The organism is Arthrobacter sp. PAMC25284, assembly GCF_019443425.1.
Taxonomy (GTDB): Bacteria; Actinomycetota; Actinomycetes; order Actinomycetales; family Micrococcaceae; genus Arthrobacter; species Arthrobacter oryzae_A.
The window spans coordinates 2,226,224-2,248,513 of the sequence record NZ_CP080382.1 but is presented as its reverse complement, the minus strand read 5'-3'; the positions used below and the strand labels follow the sequence as shown (position 1 = coordinate 2,248,513).

General features: G+C 66.6%; 13 protein-coding genes and 6 pseudogenes. 6 read left to right on the top strand and 13 right to left on the bottom strand.

The features are described from left to right. Positions 1-183 precede the first annotated feature (183 nt). The 4 genes and pseudogenes from KY499_RS10400 (at position 184) to KY499_RS10385 (ending at position 4,526) form a co-directional block, all read left to right on the top strand. Complete coding sequence (locus tag KY499_RS10400; RefSeq protein ID WP_219885351.1) at positions 184-1,683, top strand: CoA-acylating methylmalonate-semialdehyde dehydrogenase; 1,500 nt, start codon at positions 184-186, stop codon at positions 1,681-1,683. Beyond that, positions 1,683-2,790, top strand: a pseudogene (locus tag KY499_RS10395) (enoyl-CoA hydratase/isomerase family protein). The gene KY499_RS10400 and the pseudogene KY499_RS10395 overlap by 1 nt, the downstream one beginning before the upstream one ends. Next, entirely contained in the window at positions 2,783-3,709 is a 927-nt protein-coding gene (gene mmsB / locus KY499_RS10390; RefSeq protein ID WP_123256673.1) for a 3-hydroxyisobutyrate dehydrogenase, read from the top strand. The pseudogene KY499_RS10395 and the gene mmsB overlap by 8 nt, the downstream one beginning before the upstream one ends. 36 nt (positions 3,710-3,745) lie before the next feature. Continuing rightward, positions 3,746-4,526: pseudogene (locus KY499_RS10385) on the top strand (enoyl-CoA hydratase). A 429-nt stretch (positions 4,527-4,955) separates the two neighbouring features. Here KY499_RS10385 and KY499_RS10380 read toward each other — a convergent pair. Together KY499_RS10380 and KY499_RS10375 are read right to left on the bottom strand one after the other, a co-directional pair. Further along, entirely contained in the window at positions 4,956-5,462 is a 507-nt protein-coding gene (locus KY499_RS10380; RefSeq protein WP_123256676.1) for a MarR family winged helix-turn-helix transcriptional regulator, read from the bottom strand. 2 nt (positions 5,463-5,464) lie between these two features. After that, a complete protein-coding gene (locus KY499_RS10375) occupies positions 5,465-7,192 on the bottom strand; it encodes an AMP-binding protein (protein WP_219885350.1) in 1,728 nt (575 codons plus the stop codon). 186 nt (positions 7,193-7,378) lie between these two features. Between KY499_RS10375 and KY499_RS10370 the strand changes: the two genes are divergently transcribed. Then, positions 7,379-8,512, top strand: coding sequence for an acyl-CoA dehydrogenase family protein (locus KY499_RS10370; protein ID WP_219886981.1), 1,134 nt, complete (start codon positions 7,379-7,381; stop codon positions 8,510-8,512). Between the two features lie 127 nt (positions 8,513-8,639). Here KY499_RS10370 and KY499_RS10365 read toward each other — a convergent pair whose 3' ends face one another. The 6 genes and pseudogenes from KY499_RS10365 to eat all read right to left on the bottom strand — a co-directional run bounded on the left by KY499_RS10365 (position 8,640) and on the right by eat (position 14,491). Further along, positions 8,640-9,422, bottom strand: coding sequence for a 3-oxoacyl-ACP reductase (locus KY499_RS10365; protein WP_123256679.1), 783 nt, complete (start codon positions 9,420-9,422; stop codon positions 8,640-8,642). Positions 9,423-9,487: 65 nt separating this feature from the next. Then, positions 9,488-10,861, bottom strand: a complete 1,374-nt coding sequence (locus KY499_RS10360) for an aldehyde dehydrogenase (protein WP_123256680.1) — start codon at positions 10,859-10,861, stop codon at positions 9,488-9,490. Next, the gene (locus tag KY499_RS18785; RefSeq protein ID WP_375141146.1) at positions 10,858-11,061 is read right to left on the bottom strand and encodes a gamma-glutamyl-gamma-aminobutyrate hydrolase family protein; all 204 of its coding nucleotides are present in this window, start codon (positions 11,059-11,061) and stop codon (positions 10,858-10,860) included. The genes KY499_RS10360 and KY499_RS18785 overlap by 4 nt, the downstream gene beginning before the upstream one ends. Before the next feature lie 25 nt (positions 11,062-11,086). Beyond that, a pseudogene (locus KY499_RS10355) lies at positions 11,087-11,668 on the bottom strand (gamma-glutamyl-gamma-aminobutyrate hydrolase family protein); the annotation flags it as partial. Further along, positions 11,589-12,972 (bottom strand): annotated as a pseudogene (locus KY499_RS10350) (glutamine synthetase family protein). The pseudogenes KY499_RS10355 and KY499_RS10350, both read right to left, overlap by 80 nt. 69 nt (positions 12,973-13,041) lie before the next feature. Then, a pseudogene (eat, locus tag KY499_RS10345) lies at positions 13,042-14,491 on the bottom strand (ethanolamine permease). A gap of 228 nt (positions 14,492-14,719) precedes the next feature. Between eat and KY499_RS10340 the strand changes: the two are divergent. Further along, positions 14,720-15,439: a FadR/GntR family transcriptional regulator gene (locus KY499_RS10340; protein ID WP_258190708.1), complete on the top strand. Its 720-nt coding sequence runs from the start codon at positions 14,720-14,722 to the stop codon at positions 15,437-15,439. A gap of 87 nt (positions 15,440-15,526) precedes the next feature. Here KY499_RS10340 and KY499_RS10335 read toward each other — a convergent pair whose 3' ends face one another. From KY499_RS10335 to KY499_RS10315, 5 genes and pseudogenes are all read right to left on the bottom strand, one after another. Then, positions 15,527-17,350 (bottom strand): diguanylate cyclase, encoded by a 1,824-nt coding sequence (locus KY499_RS10335; protein WP_219885349.1) that lies wholly within the window; start codon positions 17,348-17,350, stop codon positions 15,527-15,529. A 60-nt stretch (positions 17,351-17,410) separates the two neighbouring features. Beyond that, positions 17,411-18,443: pseudogene (locus KY499_RS10330) on the bottom strand (NADPH:quinone reductase). A 91-nt stretch (positions 18,444-18,534) separates the two neighbouring features. Further along, positions 18,535-18,837 carry a hypothetical protein gene (locus KY499_RS10325; protein ID WP_375141086.1) on the bottom strand — a complete coding sequence of 101 codons (303 nt, stop codon included), beginning with the start codon at positions 18,835-18,837 and terminating at the stop codon, positions 18,535-18,537. A gap of 167 nt (positions 18,838-19,004) precedes the next feature. Beyond that, on the bottom strand, positions 19,005-19,208 hold the full coding sequence (locus KY499_RS10320) for a cold-shock protein (protein ID WP_013599688.1): 204 nt from the start codon (positions 19,206-19,208) through the stop codon (positions 19,005-19,007). A gap of 341 nt (positions 19,209-19,549) precedes the next feature. Further along, positions 19,550-22,273: a PEP/pyruvate-binding domain-containing protein gene (locus tag KY499_RS10315; RefSeq protein WP_219885348.1), complete on the bottom strand. Its 2,724-nt coding sequence runs from the start codon at positions 22,271-22,273 to the stop codon at positions 19,550-19,552. Between the last annotated feature and the right edge of the window lie 17 nt (positions 22,274-22,290).

Below are 22,290 nucleotides of genomic sequence, written 5' to 3'. Positions count from 1 at the left end.
CAGGTCGCCACAGGCCCTCTGGAATTTAGTAGGAAGTCCGAGTAGATTCGGCAGTGAAGGTGTGCTGGCTCACAAGCCGCCGCCGTCATCCGAGATCGCGGGGGCTACACCGCCCACCACCGAAGAGGCTGGCAGGCCCGTTCACAAACCGGGCATCCACAGGCATAAAGGAGCATTCGAGACATGGTTCGCGAGCTATCCCACTACATCGACGGTCAACGGGTGGAAGGTACCTCGGGCCGTTTCAGTGACGTGTTCGATCCCTGCACCGGCAAGGTGCAGGCGCGGCTTCCGCTGGCCAGCACTGAGGAAGTCCGCAACGCTATCGCCAGCGCGGAGAAGGGCCAGCTGGAATGGGCAGCCATGAACCCCCAGCGACGCGGCCGGATCCTGCTGAAATTTGTTGACCTCGTCAACGACCACATGGACGAATTGGCCACCCTGCTCTCCTCGGAGCACGGCAAGACCTTCCCGGACGCCAAGGGGGACATCCAGCGCGGCATTGAGGTCGTGGAGTTCGCCGCCGGCGCCCCGCACCTGCTCAAGGGCGAGTTCTCCGACAGTGCCGGGACCGGCATCGACGTCCACTCGCTGCGTCAGCCGCTCGGTGTCGTCGCCGGAATCACACCGTTCAACTTCCCCGCCATGATTCCGCTCTGGAAGTCCGGACCCGCCCTCGCGGCGGGCAACTCCTTCATCCTTAAGCCCTCCGAACGGGATCCGTCCGTGCCGCTGCGCCTGGCCGAACTGTTCACCGAGGCCGGGCTGCCTGACGGCGTCTTCAACGTGGTCAACGGGGACAAGGAAGCTGTGGACGCGCTGCTGGAGGATTCCCGGGTGCAGGCCGTCGGCTTCGTCGGATCCACCCCCATCGCACAGTACATTTACGCCACCGCGGCCGCACACGGCAAGCGCGCCCAGTGTTTCGGCGGGGCGAAAAACCACATGGTGATCATACCGGACGCGGACCTGGACATGGCCGCGGACGCCCTGATCGGCGCCGGCTTCGGCTCCGCCGGAGAGCGCTGCATGGCGATCTCCGTGGCTGTGCCGGTCGGTAAGGCTACCGGCGACGCTCTCGTCGCCAGGCTCACCGAGCGTATTGCCGCACTGAAAGTTGGCCCCAGCCTCGCAGCTGACTCGGACTTCGGTCCGGTGGTGACGGCCGCGGCCAAGGAACGGATCGAAGGCTATATCGCCGCCGGCGTCGCCGCGGGAGCCAACCTGGTCGCCGACGGCCGTGGCCTCACGGTTGAGGGCTACGACGACGGTTTTTGGGTCGGCCCGACCCTCTTCGACAACGTCACGAAGGACATGTCGATCTACAAAGAGGAGATATTCGGTCCCGTGCTGAGCGTGCTCCGTGCGGAGGACTACGACGAGGCGCTCCGGCTGTGCAGCGAGCACGAGTTCGGCAACGGTGTGGCGATCTTCACCCGCGACGGCGACACTGCCCGCGACTTCGCCAGCCGCGTCCAGGTGGGCATGGTCGGCATCAACGTCCCCATCCCGGTGCCGATCGCCTATTACACCTTTGGCGGCTGGAAGGCCTCCGGTTTCGGCGACCTCAATCAGCACGGCGCCGACGCGTTCCGGTTCTATACCAAGACCAAAACCGTCACCACCCGCTGGCCTTCCGGGATCCGGCAGGGTGCCAGCTTCGTGATGCCGGCAGGCAGCTGATGGCGGAGCAGGTTCCGGCCCCGGCCGATCCCGCATCCGGGGTTGCAGTGGAAGAGGTCCTGTTCGAGCAGCGGGGGCCGCCTCGGCATCGTGACGCTCAACCGGCCCAAGGCTGTCAACGCCCTCACCGCCGGTATGGCTTCGGCCATGCTCCGCCAGCTCACGCAATGGGCCGACGACGATGAGGTGGACGCGGTCCTGGTCCGCGGCGCCGGCGACCGGGGGCTTTGCGCCGGCGGGGACATCGTGGCGATATACCGGGACATGCTCGCCGGCGGCGCCGCCACGGAAGAATTCTGGGCCGAGGAGTACCGGCTGAACGCCCTGATCGACGCCTATCCGAAGCCATACGTGGCATTAATGGACGGGCTGGTCCTCGGCGGCGGGGTGGGGATCTCCGCGCACGGTTCGGTCCGGATCGTCACCGAACGGACCCGGATGGGCATGCCGGAAACCACCATCGGCTTTGTGCCCGATGTCGGGGGCACCCTGTTGCTCTCCCGTGCGCCGGGGGAGTCCGGTACCCATGCCGCCCTCACCGGTGCGCACCTGTCCGGCGCCGACGCGCTCTTCCTTGGTCTCGCCGACCACTTCGTGCCGTCCGAACGCCTGGACGATCTGGGGGCAGCGCTGGAAACCGAACCGGCCGAGTCCGTCGTCGCGCGCTTCGCCGAGCCGGCACCGCCGTCCGCCCTGGAGCAGCAGCGGGACTGGATTGATAGCTGTTACGGCGGCGATGACGCAGGGGAAATCGTGCGGCGGCTGCGCGCCTTCGACGGCAAGTGCGGTGGCGACGCCGCAGCGGCCGCCGAAACGATCGACGCCAAGTCCCCGACTTCCGTCAAGGTCACGTTGGCCTCGCTGCGCCGGGTCCGGGGGATGGACCTGGCCGGGGCCTTGGCACAGGAGTACCGGGTGGGGCTGCGGTGCCTGGCCGGGGCGGACTTCCGCGAGGGCATCAGGGCCCAGGTGGTGGACAAGGACCGGACACCGCACTGGCAGCCCGCGGCTCTCGCGGACGTCGCGGACGACGACGTCGAGGCCTACTTTGCGCCGCTTGGCCGGCGAGAACTGCAGCTTTCTTCAAAGGAGAAGAACCATGCCTGAAACCATTCCGGACAGCGGCACCATTGCCTTCCTGGGCCTGGGACACATGGGTGGCCCGATGGCCGTCAACCTGGCCAACGCCGGGTACACCGTGGTCGGATTCGACGTCGTCCCGGAGGCGCTGGAGGCAGCCCGCGCGCACGGGATCGCCACCACGGCCACGGCAGCCGAGGCCGTGGCGGGAGCCGCCGTCGTCCTGACCATGTTCCCGAGCGGGCTGCACGTGCTGGAGGCCTACCGCGGCACCGGAGGCCAGCCCGGGCTCCTGCAGGTCGCGGGTCCGGACACCATGTTCCTGGACTGCTCCACCATCAACGTTGACGAGGCCCGCCAAGCCGCGGAATTGGCCGTTGCCGCCGGGCATCGGTCAGTGGATGCCCCCGTTTCCGGCGGAGTCGTAGGGGCCGAAGCCGGAACCCTGACGTTTATGGTCGGTGCCCTGCCGGACGATTTTGAGACGGTCCGTCCGCTGCTGGAGGTAATGGGTAAACGCGCGGTCCATTGCGGGGAACACGGTGCGGGCCAGGCCGCCAAGATCTGCAACAACCTGATTCTCGGCGTCTCTATGATTGCGGTGAGTGAGGCTTTTGTGCTCGGCGAGAAACTGGGACTGACGCATCAGGCACTCTTCGACGTCGCTTCGGCCGCTTCGGGGCAGTGCTGGGCCCTGACCACCAACTGCCCCGTACCGGGGCCTGTCCCGGCCAGCCCCGCCAACCGGGACTACCAGCCAGGGTTCGCCGGCGCGCTCATGGCGAAGGATCTCAGGCTGGCGCTCAACGCGCTCGAGAGCACCGGTGTCGCGGCCCGGCTGGGACCGCTGGCCTCGGAAATCTACGATACGTTTGCAGCGGAAGGCGGGGCCGGCCGGGACTTCTCCGGCATCATCACCGATATCCGGGACAAATCCGCGCAGTAGCCGGTGCACACCACAGACTCAGCTAAGGGGACAGGCATGACCGAAAACTTCGAAAATATTCTCGTGGAGCGCCGCGGCCGGGTGGGCCTCATTACGTTGAACCGGCCCAAGGCCCTGAACGCGCTCAATAAGGCCACCCTGGATGAACTGGTGGCTGCCGTGACCGCCATGGATTCTGCCCCCGAGGTCGGGGCGGTCGTGCTGACCGGCTCCGCCAAGGCCTTCGCCGCCGGTGCCGACATCAAGGAAATGCAGTCCCAGGGCTACATGGACATGTACGCGTCGGACTGGTTCCGTGGCTGGGAGGACTTTACCCGCCTGCGCATCCCCGTCGTCGCGGCGGTGTCCGGCTTCGCCCTGGGCGGCGGCTGCGAATTGGCCATGATGTGCGATTTCATCATCGCCGGTGACAACGCCAAGTTTGGCCAGCCGGAGATCAATCTCGGCGTGCTTCCGGGGATGGGCGGTTCGCAGCGGCTTACCCGCGCCGTGGGCAAATCAAAGGCCATGGACATGATTCTGACCGGCCGCCTGATGGACGCGGAGGAGGCCGAGCGCTCGGGCCCTGGTCTCCCGCGTCGTCCCGGCCGCGGACGTCGTGGAGGAGGCGCTCAAGGCCGCGGAGGTCATCGCGTCCAAGTCCAAGCCGGCGGCGATGATGGCCAAGGAAGCCGTCAATGCAGCCTTCGAGACGGGACTCGCCCAGGGCGTGGTGTTTGAACGGCGCCTGTTCCATTCGATGTTTGCCACCGCAGACCAGAAAGAGGGAATGGCAGCCTTCGCGGAGAAGCGCCAGCCCGACTTCACGCACCGCTAGGCAGCAGCGCCGGAAGGGACAGCCATGAACACCGGGTTTCTCGGCGTCGGACCGTACCCGGAGGAGGTCCTCGCTGTCGTGCCTGGGGACACGCCGGTTCGTTCTCCCGACGTCGTTATGGACCGCGGCTTCGAGCTGCCCGCACCGCCGGATGCGGTGTGGCCCTGGGTTCTGCAGCTGGGCAGGAAACGGTCCGGCTGGTACCTGCCGCGCTGGGCGGAACTCGTCGTCCCGCCCCGGCGGCGCGGACTGCGGCACATTGAACCCGCGCTGCAGGAGTTGAAAGTCGGTGATGTCATCGCCGATTGGGGCGGGCCGCAAGCGACGTTCAGGATCGTCAGCATCGAACCGCCGCGGGACCTGGTGCATCGCTCGCGGCGCGGTGCCCTGGAAATCAGCTGGGCCATCGTGCGCGGCCCGGCCCCGGCCTCAGTCTGCGAAGTCGCCGGCGTCCCGACGGAAGGCGCCGAGGATCCGGATCAGCTCGTCGACGTCGCCGTCGGCGAAACCGGACTGGCCGAAGACCTCGGCGTTGAGCACCGCCGTCGCGCGCTTCGCCAGCGTGCGCCCCTCGGGGGTGAGCTCGATCAGGGTGGTGCGCCCGTCTGTGGGATGCGGGGAGCGCAGCACCAGGCCGGCCCCCTGCAGCCGGTCGACGGCGTTCGTCACCGAGGTGGGGTGGACCTGCAGCAGTGCGCTGGCCTTGCTCATCGGAAGCGCGCCGCTGCGGGCGAAACTCAACAGGGCCAGCAGCTCATAGCGGGCAAAGGTCAGCCCGAACGGCTTGAGGACGGTTTCGATCTTGGCCAGCAGGATCTGCTGGGTCCGCATGATGGCGGTGATGGCGGCCATCGGGGCGGCGACGTCGGCCCAGCCGTGCCGTTCCCAATTCAGCCGGGCCTCCTCGATCGGGTCCCGCGGCAACGGACTTCCCATGGTCAGCCCCGTGCCTTGAGTCCGGGGAAATCGGCCTCGGAGTACTCGATGCCGAGGCCTTCCGGCACGGCGCCGCCGCCGTGGCGCACTTCTTCGCTGTGCCGCAGCTCCACCCGGCGGATCTTACCGGAGATCGTTTTAGGCAGCTCGGCGAACTCCAGCCGGCGGATCCGCTTGAAGGGGGCCAGATGATCCCGGCAATACTGCAGGATGTCCTCGGCCAACTCGGGCCCTGGGGTGTGCCCGGCCGCCAGGACCACGAACGCCTTAGGAACCGAGAACTTGATCGGATCCGGGGATGGGACGACGGCGGCCTCCGCGACGGCCGGGTGTTCGATCAGGACGCTTTCCAGCTCGAACGGGGACAACCGGTAGTCCGAGGACTTGAACACGTCGTCGCCGCGCCCCACATAGGTGATAATGCCGCTCTCGTCCCGGCTTGCCATGTCACCGGTGTGGTAATAGCCGCCGCGGAAGGCTTCCGCTGTTTTGTCCGGGTCCCCGTAGTAGGCCTTCATCAGGCCGGCGGGGCGGGGATCCAGGCGCAGGCACAGTTCCCCTTCGTTGCTTTCCTCCCCGGTGGCAGGGTCCAGCAGGACAACGTCGTAGCCCGGCAGCGGCTTGCCCATGGCGCCGATCTTGATCGGCTGGCCAGGGGTGTTGGCGATCTGCACGGTGGATTCGGTCTGCCCGAAGCCGTCGCGGATTGTCTGTCCCCAGGCGCGGTGTACTTGGTCGATGACCTCGGCGTTGAGCGGTTCGCCGGCGGAGACCACCTTGGTGGGAGGGTGCTTGAGCAGGGTGAGGTCGGCCTGGATGAGCATCCGCCAGACGGTCGGCGGGGCGCAGAAGCTCGTGACCCGTTCGCGGTCCATTTGCTCCATGAGCGCCCCCGCGTCGAAGCGCTCGTAGTTGTAGATGAACACGCAGGCTTCTGCGATCCACGGCGTGAAGACGTTGGACCAGGCGTGTTTCGCCCAGCCGGGCGAGGCCACGCTGAGGTGCACGTCGCCGGGTTCCACGCCGATCCAAAACATTGTGGACAGGTGCCCCACCGGGTAGGACGTGTGCGTGTGTTCCACCAGTTTGGCCTTGGACGTGGTGCCCGAAGTGAAGTAGAGCAGCAGGGTTTCGTCGGCCAGCGTCGGCGCGTCGGGGGTAAAATCCGGCGGTGCCCCGGCGGAATCACGGTACCGCAGCGCGTCGGTATCGGCGCCGCCGTCGTCGCCGACCTCGATCAGGGTGTAATCGCCCGGAACACCGGTGAAATTGGCTATGTTGGCAGACCCGACGGCGGCCCACGCGGCACCGCCGCGCTCCACCCGGTCCGCCAGGTCCGCCGGCCCCATCAGGGTCGTGGTCGGGATCAGGACGATGCCCATCTTGATGCCGGCAAGCATCAGTTCCCACAGTTCCACCTGGTTGCCGAGCATGATGATCATCCGGTCCCCGCGCCGGACGCCCTGGCCGCGCAGCCAGTTCGCAACCTGTCCGGAGCGGGCCGAAAGTTCGGCGAAGCTGCGCCGCGTCGCTGAGCCGTCCTGCTCCACGATCACCAGGGCAGGGTTGTCCGCCTTGGCTGGATCAGCCGCGATCTGGTCGAACCAGTCGAGGGCGAAATTGAATTCCTCGAAGCGGGGCCAGCGGAACTCCTCGCGGGCCAGGGCGTAGTCCTCGCGCAGCGCCAGAAGCCTGTCCCGGGCTGCCCGGAATTCCTCAGTGACGGTCATTGTGCAGCCTTTCGAAGCCATCATGCGCCTAGTGGTCCCCATCACTCTGCAATATACTAGGACATCCAAGCGTTTGGTAGAACTGATGCGACCCCGAACCGGTCCACAACGAAGGGATGCCTGCCCGTGCAGCCACAAGGACGTGACAGCAGCCAACCGGCCCCGCCGTTTCCGGACGCCGATCTGATGTACATCGCGGACCTGCTGCCGCCGGACGAGGCGGCCCGCTACCAGGAAGTCCGCGACTTCCTGCAGTCGCGCATCCGGGCCGCCACGATTGATTACTGGAATCGGGAGGAGTTCCCTTTCGGGCTTGTGGCAGAGCTGGGCAAATACGGGCTCGGCGGCCTGCAGACCGACGGCACTTCCGCCCTTTTTAAGGGCCTGATGTATACCGAGGTTGCCCGCGCCGATGTGTCGCTGTCGGCGCTCGTGGGGATCCATAACGAGCTGATCGTGGGCATGATTGATCAACTGGGCTCCGAAGACCAGAAATCCCGCTGGCTGCCGGGACTGACGGCGTTTACGCAACTGGGAGCGTTTGCGCTGACGGAACCGGACCACGGCTCGGACATCGCCGGCGGGCTGGCCACGACGGCCCGGCTCGACGACGGCGAATGGGTCATCAACGGCGCCAAACGCTGGATCGGCGCGGGCACCATCGCGGACTTTGCCCTCGTCTGGGCCCGTGACGTCGCGGACCAGCAAATCAAGGGATTCATCGTCGAAACGGACCGGCCCGGCTACACGGCCACCAAAATCTCCAACAAGATCGGGCTGCGGATCATGCAGAACGCGGACATCGTGCTCGATGAGGTCCGCATCCCGGAATCGAACATGCTGCCGGGCGCCGGGAACTTCGCTGCCGCCAATAGCCTGCTGCGTGATTCGCGGGCCTGGGTGGGCTGGCAGGCAGCCGGTATCCAGTTGGCCGCGTTCGACATCGCCCGGGCGTATGCCCTGGAGCGCAAGCAGTTCGGCAAGGAACTCGCCCGATTCCAGCTGATCCAGCAGCAGCTGGCCGAAATGCTCGGCAACGCCACGGCATCACTGGCCCTCATGGCGCAGCTGGCACGCGTCCAGGCGGAGGGGAAGCTGGAAATGGTCCAGGCCGCAATGGCCAAGTCCACCACCACCCGGCTGGCGCGTGCCTCGGTGGCGATGGGCCGGTCCCTCATGGGCGGCAACGGCATCAGCACCGACTACGAGATGGGCAAGCTCTTCGGCGACGCCGAGATCCTGTACACCTATGAAGGCAGCTACGAGATCAATTCGCTTATCGTGGCCCGTGCGGTCACCGGGAAATCAGCGTTCGTCTAGGCGGAATTGCCTGGTGTTCCGGTTCCGCCGAAAAAAGCAACGGCGCCGGCGGGTTGGGGGTCCCGGCCGGCGCCGTTGGGTCTTGGGTCGACAGCGCCGGCCCGAAGGATCGGGCCGGCGTCGGCAGCTAGTCGATCGGAGTGACGTACGCACCGGAAATTCCACCATCGACCAGGAAGGTGGACGCGGTGATGAAGGATGCGTCGTCGCTGGCCAGGAACGTCACGGCCGCGGCCAGTTCCTCCGGCTCGGCAAAGCGTCCGAGCGGCACGTGGACGAGCCGGCGGGCGGCCTTTTCCGGGTCCTTCGCGAAGAGTTCCTTCAGCAGCGGGGTGTTGACCGGTCCCGGGCACAGGGCATTGATGCGGATGCCCTGCCGGGCGAATTCAACGCCGAGTTCCCGGGTCATGGACAGCACGCCGCCTTTTGAAGCGCTGTAGGAGATCTGCGACGTCGCTGCGCCCATCACGGCGACGAAGGAGGCCGTGTTGATGATGGAGCCCTTGCCCTGTTCCTGCATGTAGGGGATGGCGTACTTGCAGCAGTAGTACACGGAAGTCAGGTTGACTTCCTGGACCCTGCGCCAGGCATCGATGCCGGTGTCCAGGATGGAGCCGTCATTGGCGGGGGAGATCCCGGCGTTGTTGAAGGCGATATCAACGCTGCCGTAGGTTTCCTTGGTCTGGGCGTAGAGGTTCCGGACGTCTTCTTCGCTCGTGACGTCGACCTTGACGAACAGGCCGCCGACCTCGGTGGCTGCGGCGAGGCCGGACGTGGGCTCAATGTCGGCTATGACAACGTTGGCGCCTTCGGCCGCCATCCGGCGGGCGGTAGCCAGGCCGATGCCGCTGGCACCGCCGGTGATGACTGCACTGCGGCCGGCAAGGCGGTTGGAGACTACTGACTGCATGGGGAACTCCTTATAGCGGTGGTGAAAGTCGGGGAACTGATCAGATAGGGGGATTGCCGGGGATATCAGGTGAGGGACGGAGTGGAAATAAAGACGTTTTTGGTTTCGGTGAAGGAATCGAGGGCGTCGGGTCCGAGTTCACGGCCCAGCCCGGACTGCTTAAAGCCGCCGAACGGAGTCGAGTACCGGACTGATGAGTGTGAATTCACGGAAAGGTTGCCGGCTTCGACGCCGCGCGCCACGCGCAGGGCGCGGTCCACGCTGGAGGTCCAGATGGAGCCAGAAAGTCCGTAGTCGGTGTTGTTCGCGATCCGGATGGCGTCCGCTTCGTCGGTGAACGGCACCACGGTCACCACCGGGCCAAAGATTTCCTCCGTGAACGACGGCGAGTCCAGGCCGGGGGTCAGGACCGTCGGCGGAAACCAGAAGCCGGGTCCGGTCGGGGCCTGCCCCTGGAAGGCGATCGCGGCATTGTCCGGCACGAAGCCGGCTACGGTCCGGCGCTGCTGGGCGGAGATCAGCGGACCCATGGTGGTCGCCGCATCAGACGGATCGCCGACCGTGATGGCCTTGACTGCAGGCTCCAGCAGTTCCATAAAACGGTCATAGACGTTGCGCTGGACCAGGATGCGCGAGCGGGCACAGCAGTCCTGGCCCGCGTTGTCGAAGGCGCCGCCCGGGGCGGCCGCGGCGGCCATCTCCAGGTCGGCGTCGTCGAAGACGATGTTGGCGCTTTTGCCGCCGAGTTCCAGAGTCACCCGTTTCACCTGGTCCGCGCAGCCGGCCATGATCTTCTTGCCGACGCCGGTGGAGCCGGTGAAGACGACTTTCCGGACGGCGGGGTGGGTCACGAATCGCTCGCCCACCACGGACCCCTTGCCGGGGATCACTTGGAAGACGCCGTCCGGGATGCCGGCCTCACGGGCCAGTTCGGCCAGCCGGAGGGCGGTCAGTGGTGTCATCTCCGCGGGCTTGAGGACCACGGTGTTGCCGGCGGCCAGGGCCGGGGCGAAACCCCAGGCCGCGATCGGCATGGGAAAGTTCCAAGGGACGATGATCCCGACGACGCCGAGGGGCTCGTGGAACGTGATGTTCACGCCGCCCGCGACCGGAATCTGCTTGCCGAAATGGCGCTCCGGGGCGGCCGAATAGTAATTGAGCACGTCACGGACGTTGCCGGCCTCCCAGCGGGCGTTGCCAATGGTGTGGCCGGCGTTGAGGACTTCGAGCCGGGCCAGGTTTTCGAGGTCGGCATCCACGGCGGCAGCGAACCGGCGCAGCAGCAGCGAGCGGTCCGCCGGGGCAACCCCCCGCCAGGACTCATACGCCCCGGCCGCGCGGGCGATGGCGTCGTCGACTTCAGCCAGGCCGGCGAGGGAAACCGTCTCAATGATCTCCTCGGTGGAGGGGTTGATGACGTCAAAGGTTGTGGCGGTCATAGCGTGGACATCTCTTTTCGATTGGCACGGTAGCTCCCCGCGGCCTGGACGAAGCCGCGGAACAGCCGCAGGTCTTCCGGGTTTTGTTCGGGATGGAACTGCACGCCCAGCAGCCAGCCGGACGGGTCGGCGGACTCCAGGGCCTGGACCGTCCCGTCGGCGGAGGGCCGCAGTGACCCGCAGCCCTGGCGGCACGGCATCCATCGCCTGGTGGTGGTAACACGGCGCTTCGGAAGCGTCGCCGAGCAGCGACTGGATCAGGCTGCCTGGCGTCGTGATGAACGCAGCCGTACCGAAGACGCCGGGGCCCGGCTGGTAGTTGGCGGTGGGATTAATGTCCGGGATGTGCTGGATCAGGCTCCCGTTGAGTGCCACGTTGAGGATTTGCGCCCCGCGGCAGATGGCGAACAGTGGCAGCCCCCGCTCCATTGCGGCCCGGGTCAGGATCGTGTCGTGCTCATCGCGCAACGGTTGCGGCACGGTCCGCGGGTGGGCGGAGGCGCCGTACCTGGTGGGTTCGACGTCGGGGCCGCCCACCACGATCAGCCCGTCGACGAGGTCCAGCACGGTTTCGTCCGTACCCAGGGGTGGGAGCAGGATGGGCGTGCCGCCGGCTGCCACCACGGCCTCGACATAGGTTCCGGGGACGATGGCCGCGGCTGCGTTCCACACGCCCCATGAGGCTTCCTGGTAGTAGCTGGTCAGGGCGATCCGGGGCCGGTACGCCTTAGAGTCGTTCGAAGCCACGCACGCGCTCCCAGTCCGTGACGGCGCTATCGTACGCTTTGAGTTCGATGCCGGCTGCATGGACGTAGTGGTCCACGACGGCGTCACCGAACGCCTTCCGGGCGATGCTGCTCTCCGCCAGCAGGTCCCGGGAGTCGCGCAGGTTGGTCGGAAGCCGGTCGGCGTCGGAGGCGTAGGCGCTGCCCTGCATCACCGGCTCCAGCGGAAGCCGGTTTTCCAGCCCGTGGATCGCGGCGGCGATGAGTGCGGCCGCCGCGAGGTAGGGGTTCAAGTCCCCGCCGCCGACGCGCATTTCGGTGCGCAGGCCGCGACCGTGGCCCACCACCCGGAGGGCGCAGCTGCGGTTGTCCATGCCCCAGGCAATCGCCGTGGGGGCGAAGCTGCCCTCGACAAACCGCTTGTAGGAGTTCACGTTGGGCGCCAGGAAGTAGGTGAGCTCCTTGAGGGCATTGAGCTGTCCGGCCATAAAATGCTCCATGACCGGGCTGAAGCCATGTTCGCCGTCGCCGGGCAGGACGGGGTTGCCGTCGAGATCGGTCAGGCTGAAATGGATGTGGCAGGAGTTGCCTTCGCGCTGGTCGTACTTGGCCATGAAACTGACGCTCTTGCCGTGCTGGTCGGCGATTTCCTTCGCGCCGCTCTTATAGAACGTGTGCTTGTCGCAGGCGCTAAGAGCCTCATCGAAGCGGAAGGTGATCTCCTGCTGGCCGAGGTTGCATTCGCCCTTGGAGGATTCGACCACCAGGCCGGCTGCTTCCATGTTGGTGCGGATTGACCGGATGACCGGTTCCAGACGGGCCGTGCCGAGCAGCGAGTAGTCCACGTTGTACTGGGTGGAGGCATCCAGTCCGTGGTAATTCTTCTGCCAGGGCCTCACGGTACGAGTCGTCGAACATCAGGAATTCGAGCTCCGTGCCCATGTGGGCGCGGTATCCGAGCTTTTCGAGCCGCTCGACCTGGGCGCGCAGGATCTGGCGCGGGGACGCGACGACCGGCGACTTGTCTGCCCACATGATGTCGCAGAGGACCATGGCCGTTCCCTGCTGCCACGGGACCCGGCGCAGGGTGGAGACATCCGGGAGCATCACCATGTCGCCGTAGCCGGACTCCCAGGAGGACATGGCGTAGCCGTCGATGGTATTCATCTCGACGTCGACAGCGAGGAGGTAGTTGCAGCCTTCCGCGCCGTGGTCCAGGACGTCCTCAAGGAAGGAACGGGCGCCGCAGCGTTTGCCCTGGAGCCGGCCAAGGGAGTCCGTGATGGCCACGACGACGGTGTCGATGGCTCCGGAGGCGACGTCAGCGCGCAGTTCCTCGAGGGTGAGCTGGGCGTTCAGTCCGTGTTGGGTGGATGCTTCAGTCATGGTTGCTCCGCAACGTTGTTCTTTGCAAGGTTTTTTGCAGGGGGTGGTGGGGTGATGGCCGGGGAGTGGCTACTTCAGTTCCGCTTCGGCAAGGGCCAGCTTCGCGAATTCCTCGTCCGGGGAACCGGTGACGATGCGGTGGCGGCTGTAGAACCAGTAGTAGGCAATGGCGGCACCGAAGATTCCCGCCGTGATCGAGGCGGCGAAGACATCCACCACGAAGGTGGCGACGACGGCGACCGCGGACAGGACAAGGGCGACGGAGGTGGTGGCGATGCCGCCCGGGGTGCGGTAGCCGCGCTCGAGCTCCGGCTCCTTAATGCGCAGCACGATGTGCGAGAGGTTCAGCAGGACGTAGGAGACGGTGGCGCCGAAGACGGCGATGTTGATCAGCAGGGCGCCATCCTGGGTGATGGCGGCCAGGAGGAAGCCGATGGTGCCGGGGACGATGAGGGCCCAGTAGGGCGTCCGGCGGGAGCCGGTGAGGGAGAGCCACTTGGGCAGGTAGCCGGCGCGGGAGAGGGCGAAGAGCTGGCGTGAGTAGGCGTAGATGATGGAGAAGAAGCTGGCTACAAGCCCGGCAAGTCCTGCGTAGTTGATGAAGTCGGCCAGCAGTGTGTTGCCGTCGTAGGCGAGCCGGATGGCTTCAGGCAGGGGGTTGTCCGACGTGCTCATGGCCTGGGAACCCGCGGCTCCCGGGACCAGGACCAGCATCAGGGCGCCGAAGACGACGAGGATGACGACGGCGACGATGATGCCCTTGGGCATGTCCTTCTTGGGGTCGGCCGATTCCTCGGCGGCGAGCGGGACGCCTTCGACGGCCAGGAAGAACCAGATGCCGTAGACGAGGGCAGCGAGTACTCCGCTGATACCCATGGGCAGGAATGCGCTGGAGCCGGCTGAACCGTCCGGGACGATGTCGAACAGCTTGGCCGGGTCGAACTTCGGCAGGAGCCCGATGACGACCGCAACGAGCGCGACGACGGCAACCGCGGTGATCGCGAACATGATCTTGAGCGCCTCGCCGACGCCGCGGAGATGGATGCCGATGAAGAGCACGTAAGTGACCAGGTAGACCGGCCACGAGTTCGTGAGCCCGAACAGGCCCAGCGCCTCGATGTAGCCGCCGATAAACGTGGCGATGGCCGCCGGCGCGACGGCGTATTCGATCAGGACGGCGATGCCGGTGGCGTAGCCGCCCAGCGGACCAAGGGCCCCTGCGGGCGAAGGCGTAACCGGCACCCGCCGTCGGGAGCGAGGAGGACATCTCAGCGAGCCCGAACACCATGCAGGTGTACATGATGCCCATCAGCACGAATGCGATCAGCAGGCCGCCCCAGCCGCCTTCGGCGAGGCCGAGATTCCAGCCGGCGAAGTCGCCGGAAATGACGTAGGCGACACCCAGCCCGGCGAGCAGGACCCAGCCGGCGGCGCCGCGCTGCAGGGTGCGGTGTTTCAGGTACTCGGCCTCGTTGCTGCTCGGGTCGGTTGCACCGGCGCCGTGATCTGCTGATTTCATGCGTTTCCCTTTGATGAGAGGAGTGTCGCCCGAAAATCCAAAGGACTGTTATTAGTCCAAGGGCATCCCACAAGTGTGGTGGTGCAGGTCACATTCGTCAAGGTTTTCCCGAGAAATCGACCGGATATTCGGAGGGGATGCGGAATATTGGTCTGCTGGCTATGCTTTTAGGGATCCCTAAAGCGTTATTGGTGGCACATATGGGCTCGCAACCGATGGGAGCTGACCTTGACCGAATTTTCTCTGCCGCAGCCGTACGCGATGTTGCGGCCGGTGCGCGGCGGCAATGCCTTCGAGGAAACCATCGAGCATATTTTGCAGACCATCAAGCTCGGGATCTTCGCGCCGGCGGACAAACTGCCGCCCGAGCGCGAGCTGGCGGATCGGCTCGGCGTGTCCCGGGCAACCCTGCGGGAGGCGCTGGGTGAACTCCAGGCCGCAGGCTACCTGGAAGTCAAGCGGGGCCGCTACGGCGGAACATATATTTCCGAGACCCGCGTGCCCGAGCAACCACTGGGGGTACTGCGGCTCGATCCCGATGACGTCCATGACGTGCTGGTCTTTCGTGGCGTCATCGAACCGGCGGCCAGTGCCCTCGCGGCCGGTTCCAATTTGTCGGCCGCGGCCCGGGGCCATCTGCGCAGTTGCCTGGCGGACGTCTCGGGCGCCAGCGAGGTCAACTACCGGCCCCGGGATGCCCGGTTCCACATCGCCATCGCCGAATTGACCGGCTCGCCGAGCCTGGTTGCGGCCGTGGCGGAAACCAGGGCCAGGCTTAATAACCTCTTGGATAGAATCCCGTTCCTGGTCACCAACCTGGAGCATTCCAACGTCCAGCACGCGGAGATGGCAGACGCCATCCTGAGCGGCGACCCGGAGGCGGCAGAGCGGGCCACCATCGAGCATCTTGAGGGCACCGCAGCGCTGTTGCGCGGCTTCCTCTCCTGACGGGAGTTCCGGGAAAACCCGCCGGCGAGCTCCTCCGGCGTGAGACCCCGGCCCCGCAGGCACCGGACGCGCGGCGGACCAGCGACGCTAGGCCCGGCGGGCCTTCAGTGCAGCCTCGGCCTCTGGCGCCGGCCGGGAGGCCTCCGTCGCGGCCTCGTCCGCGTCGTTCCCGTAGCGGTAACTGCGGTTCCTGCCCCCGTCCTTGGCCGAATAGAGTGCACGGTCGGCGCAGCTCAGGAGGGTGCGCTGACCGGCCTCGCGGAGCTCACAGACCCCTGCGGAAATCGTGACGGTGCCGACCTCTCCGAAAGGCGCTGACGCGATGGCGGCGCGGGCCCGTTCGGCGGCCTGGACAGCTTCGGCGCCAGTACTTCCAGGCAACAGCCAGACGAATTCCTCACCGCCGACGCGGGCCACGATTTCCCCCTGGCGCGCGACCTGGCGCAGCCTGGCCGCGACCTCCACGATGACGACGTCGCCTGCCGGGTGGCCGAAGGAGTCGTTGACTTTCTTGAAGTGGTCGATATCCAGGACGATGGCGCTGAGCTTTGTGCCTTGTGACTGTGCCAGTGCGGTTTCCTTGGCAAGGCGCTCTTCCAGGGCGCGCCGGTTGGGCAGGCCGCTCAGCGCGTCGGTGCTGGCTTGCTGCTCCAGGCTCGCACGGGCCTCGGCGTTGCCGATCGCGATCTCCACGAGCTCGGCGAACTGCGCGAGCCTGTCCAGCATCGCGCGGGTGAGCCCGGTCGGGGACTTCGAGGTCAGGGCAATGACGCCCCACAGCGAGCCGTTCACCCGGATGGGCGCCGCCGCGGAGGACCGAAAGCCTCCCGCGAGCATCTGCTCGGAGGCCGTGCCGCCGTCGGGGCAGTAGGTGACGAGCGCCGGTTGGCCAGTGACCGCGACCCGGACGGTGGCGGAGGAATCGTTGGCGGAAAAGATGTGCTTTCGGCTCAGGGTTGGTGGGCGTATGGGTGCCATGGCGACGATTTCCGCCGATGTCGGACCGGTCAGGCGCGTCACGGCGGCTGAATCCACGTCGAAGAGCGAGCGCACAATGGAGGCGACCTGACCGGCGATGTCCGCCGGCGCCTCGCTGCGGGCCACTGCGGTGGCGATTTCGTGCAGGGCTGCCCAGGTCCTTTCCTGCTGCAGGCGCTCGGTCACGTCCATGGCAACCACCATGCCTGCGGCGTCGTCGTCGGAGAAGACCGGTCGGGCAGTGAGCCCGTATGTGCGGTCGCCGATTGTCCGGGTCCAGGACACTTCCTGGCCGGCGAGAGCTGCCCGGTACCGGGGCTCAAGCTCGTCGGCGAGCCCCGTCTCCAGAGCATCGTGGAGCAGCCGGCCCTCCATATCCGCAGAGCGGTAGCCGAATGCCTCCAGTTCCTGCCCCTCGGCAATCAAATAGCGCAGGTCCGAGTCGAACAGGAGCACGAAAACGCCGGGAATGCTTCGGGCCAGTGTGCGGTACCGGTCCATGTCCCGCTGTTGGTGACGTTCGGCCTGCACCCGTTCCGTGATATCCGTGATCAGGACAAAAAAACCGCGGACTTCTCCGTCCACGGTGTCCGGCGCATAGGCTATATGGGTGTAGCGGGTCCTGCCGGTCCGGTCTGTCAGGGTCCGGTCGAACTTCTGGGGCTCCCCGGTCAGTACCCTCGCCACATGGGGATGGTTTGCCGCGAGGATCTCTGCACTGACCAGATCTCTCATCTGCGTGCCGTGGAGTGCCTCCGCCGTGGTACCAAACCAGTCGCAGTAGGACGCGTTGGCCATGCGGTTACGGAGGTCCTTGTCCCAATAGGCCACCATTGCAGGAATGCCGTTCATGACGGCCCGCAGCTGGAGCGGAATTTCCGGCTGCTGAGGCAGGCCTGCGCTCTCTCCAGTGGGATACTCGCGAGTAGTCATCGCACCAGTATCCACGCTGGCTGACCTGCAGAAGAAACCGGGGCCGCCCGCTTCGGCGTGCTACCGGCCGGCAACATCGATGAGGACCTTGCCCACCACGTTCTCTTCCACCGCGGCCTGGGCCGCCGCCGTGTCAGCCAGGCCATAGCGGTGCAGCGGCAGTCCGGCGGCCTCTCCCACCGGAAGGGCGCCGTCTGCGAGGGCGGCATTGATGTCCTCGGCGGCGGCGTTGATGGCGTCCATGCCCACGGTGTAAAGCAGCACGAACTGGTACCGGACATTGAGGCTGAAGTGTTTGCGCACGTCCAGGCTGACATGGTCGCCGCCGTTGTTGGCGTACACGGCAATGGATCCGCGGTTGCGGATCACGGCCAAATCCAGTTCCGCGTTCTGCGCGGGGGCCACCTCGGCAATCAGGTCAACGCCGTCGGGAGCGATCCGGCGGATTTCCACGGCAGCGTCGGTTTCCTGGTAATTGACAATGTGGTGGGCGCCGGCGGCTTGCGCCAGTGCGGCTTTCGCTGGGCCGCTGACGGTCGTGATCACGACGGCCCCGGCCCAGCGGGCCAGCTGGATGGCGGCGTGGCCGACAGCGCCGGCCCCCGCCCGCGATAAGCACAACCTTGCCGGCCAGTGCGCCCGGCCGCAGACGCCGCGGGCCGTCCTCGGCCGCGGTCAGGGTCCGGTGCGCGGTTATCGCCGGAACGCCCAGGCTCGCACCGACGTCGAACCCGGTCTCCGCAGGCAGCGGGAAGACCCGTTCAGCCGGCAGCACCGCAAATTCCTGGGCCGAGCCGCCGTCGGCGCGCTGGTAGGCGGCCAGGGCCAGCCAGACGCGGTCGCCTATCCCGAGGCGATCGACGCCGGCGCCGACAGCGTCGACCACGCCCGAGCCGTCCTGGTTCGGCACCACGTCATCGAATGGCAGGGGCTCGCCGGGTTTGGCGCCGCGGCGGGACTTCCAATCGGTGGGGTTCACGCCGGAGACCATGATCCGGACCCGGACCTCCCCGGATCCCGGTTCGCGGGCGTCCCGCTCGATCAGCTCAAGGACGGACGGGTCTCCCGTGGTGCGGTACACGATGGCTTTCATACTTCAGGCTAACCTCCCAGCTGTCAGAAAATTCCTTGCCCCGCAGTGCGAATGAGGCGGGCGGGAACCACAGTCCCCGCCCGCCGGCTTCTCAACCGAAATTGGCGACGTAGCTGGGCACTCCCACCGCGTCAGTCGAGGCCGGCTCGCCGGTGTTGTTGATGACGTGGTCCAGGGTTCCGGCCCCAAGGTTGACGGTCAGCAGGCCGTGAAGTTTCACCCCGGGCGTGACGGGCTCCTCGAAACCCCGGGTGGCGTGAATCGTGGGGTCGACGTTGTTGTAGACGTACCTGCCGCCGCCCCAGAGCCCGTGCGAGGAGCGTCTCGTCAGATGAACGTCCTCTAAACGGTGAGGGCCCGCCCCTCCGGCCAGAATCAGCAGGTGTGGGAGCACTCCCTCACCGGGAGCCCAACACCGTCTTTAGGCCCGGCAAAGGATGGGCGAGCGGCCGGCAAAACGCCCGCACACACAAACGCCCCTCCGAAGGAATCCTCCGGAGGGGCGATGTGGTCTATGGGGATTAGGTCCCGGCCGGATGGCCGGGGCTGCTTCCGTTGTACTTAGAGCGGGCGGATGTTCTCAGCCTGCGGGCCCTTCGGACCCTGGGTGACGTCGAACTCGACCTTCTGGTTCTCGTCGAGCGAGCGGTAGCCGCTGCTGGCGATTGCCGAGTAGTGGGCGAAAACGTCGGCCGACCCGTCATCCGGGGCAATGAAGCCAAAACCCTTTTCGGCGTTGAACCATTTAACTGTGCCTGTAGCCATGCCAATATCCTTCTGAAATGCTGCTGATCTCCGGCGGCCATAAGGCCAACGGCTGCGGAGACATTCGTCCGCTGTCCCCAACGTACGGGGCCGGGGCCCGCGGTGCAAGAGGCCGAAGCGGTGGTTTGTGGTTAAGGGATGCTTTGTTAGGGCACGATCCGATCACGGTTGGTGCGTCACTGCCTGGTATTTTCCGGGCCGCGGCAGCCTGCGCAGGCAGCGATTCAGGCCGCGGTTTGGACCCCGTGCGGACCCGGTTCGTACCCGTCCTGGCAACGCGAAGCCCTGCAACCCGGGTTTTAGCGGCACCGGGTTAATGCCACCCGGCTATTGTCATGTGACTAGTGCGGGGTCAAATCGACCAGCGGTTCGGCGTGTCTCTCCGCACCAGCAAGCCGCACCGTCCCGGCCGCCCCGTCCACCACGACTGTCTCTCCGGTGTGCAGCAGGGTGGTGGCATCCGGGACGCCGACGATCGCCGGAATACCGTACTCCCGGGCCACCACCGCTCCGTGCGAGATAACCCCGCCCATCTCCATTACCAGGGCGCCGGCCGTCAGGAACAGGGGAGTCCAGCCTGGATCCGTGGAAGGGACTACCAGGATTTCCCCCGGTTCCAGGCGTGCGCCGACAGGGTCCGTGATGACCCGTACTTTTCCCGTCGCAGTCCCCGCGGATGCCGGCGTGCCGGCCAGGGCGCCGTCGGCGTGCGGGGCTGCCGCCAGCAACACGGCCTCGACGTCGGTGCCGTCCGAGAGCAGGATCCGCGGAATTCGCCGTCGTTGCATTTCCCTGCGGTAAACCTGGCGGCGCTCCGCGACCAGGCCGTGCAAATCGGCACCCCGCAGGCCGACGCGGGCCTCGTCAAAATCGACGAAGAAGATGTCGTCCGCGTCGTTGATGCGGCCGGCGCGGACCAGATCCGCCCCGACTGCGAGCAGCTGCCGGCGCATTTCGGCGAGGACGAGGATAAAGTAGAACTTCGGCAGCTCCCGCAGGCCGGACAACTGGCGGGCGCGGCTAAGGCACAACTGAACCAGGCGCGCGCGCAGCCTGCTTCTGCCGCGGCTGCGCTCAACCAGGCTTCTGACCCGGGCGTCCGCGTGCTCTGCCGCACGCGCGAACTGCCGGTCCGGGGCCTGTTCCGGGTCCTGCACGCGCAGGTAATTGGTGATCATGCCGAGGATATGGTCCGGCTGTTCCGACCATCGGGGCATGCCGGGATCGATCTCCGCCACAGCTCGGTGGCCGTAGCGGGCCAGGAACTCCCGCAGGCCGGACTGAGCCGCCTGGGGGAGAAGGCCATCGAGATACCGGCCAGCCAGAGTCCCGGGGTTCTGGGCCAGGAAAACGGCACGGGCAGCGGAGTCCGCTCCGATGGCTTCGGCCAGTTTCCACAGTTCCAGGTCCATCTCGGTGGTCACATTGTGCGGAAGCCCGCGCAGCACCGTCTCGAGTTCCCGGGGATCGGCGATGCCACGCAGGAGCCTGCGGGCCAAGGCCAGCATGAGGTAGCCGGCGGTCGGCCCGGGCACAGTGGTCAGGACCACCCCGTCGAAAGCCGGATCGAGGATGCCCCGGACATGCTCCAGCCGCCGGACCGCAGTGGCGGGTTCGGGCAGGACCAGCTCCGCTTCAAGTCGTTCCTGGTACGCGTGGGCCCGTTCCAGTTCCGCCCGAGGTCGCACGGCCGCGCCGATCAGGGCCCAAAGAAACCCCGGCAGGAGAGCCAGGCTGGCCGCCGTACCGGCACCGGACGTCTCCGGTGCGGTGCGTCCTTGCCTCGTTCTCCGCGGCTGGTGCTTCCGGACGGCGAACCTCGGATCCGCCAGAAGCGCGGAAATGACCGCCGCGGCTCTGCCGTCGGCCAGCGGCAGGATGCGCAGCAGGTAACGTCGGCCCCGCTTGTTGCGGATGATCGGTGCCAGGTCTATGTACATGCGAAGCCCGGGGTAGGCGTAGTCCCATTTTCCTTTGCGGTCTGTTATTGCCTTCAGTACCGCGATCCCCAGCGGGGTGATCGGCCGGGTGAGCCCCTGCAGCAGGGTGCCGCAAAGGTAAACGCGCGAGCCGTCCTGAGGGCGGCTGTCTCCCCCGTCTGTTCCGGTGACCGGCAGCGGATACAGTGCCGTGATCGGCCGGGACTGCGTCAGCCAAACCTTGCCCCCGGCATCAATGACCCATTCCACGTCCTGGGGTGCGCCGAACAGCCGCTGGACGCTACCGGCCGTTGCGGTGAGGTCCATGGCCTGGGCATCGGCCAGTCCGGGCCTGGGTCCGCGCCCGTTCGGGGGTGGTGTTGTGTGCTGCAGGATCCGGCCCGATGCCGACTCCACGAGGAAGTGCTCCGGGTTCACGCTGCCGGACACCACCGCGCGACCCGGCCCTGCGCTGGCGTCGATCACCGTCTCGGTCCGCACTCCGGTGACCGGATTGGCGGTGAACAGCACGCCCGCCTGAGCCGCAGCCACGAACTCCTGAACGACGACGGCGAGGGTGACTGTGCGTTGGCTGATGCCGTTCGCGAAACGGTACATCACCGCCCGTTCCGTCCAGAGCGAGGCCCAGCAGCGTCGGACGGACTGGACTACCGCGTCGCCTCCGGCAATGTTGAGGAAGGAATCCTGCTGGCCCGCGAAACTGGCGAAGGGCAGGTCCTCCGCGGTTGCCGATGACCTGACTGCCACGACGGTCGACGGGCCCATTGCGGCGTAGGCGGCGCGAAGAGCTGCATCAACGGCGGCCGGTATCGGCGCGCTCACGATCAGCTCACGGGCTTGCCGTGCCAGTTCGCCCGGCGTTGGCCGGTCGGTGGCAGTGGTGCCGTCCGACGAACCGCCGGGGACCAGGGTGTCCAGTTGCGCAGCCAGCCCGTCCAGCCCCGCCGGGGCAGCCATCCGGTAGGCCACCGTGGTCAGGCAGAAGCCGTCCGGCACCGGAAACCCCGCTGCGGCGAGCTTTCCAAGGTTCAGCGCTTTGCCGCCGACCAGCGACACCTGCGCGGAACCCAGCGCACTAAGTTCCACAACGAGGCTTTCCTGTGCCCTGCGGCCTGCAGAATCCATTTCTGCTCCTAGATGTC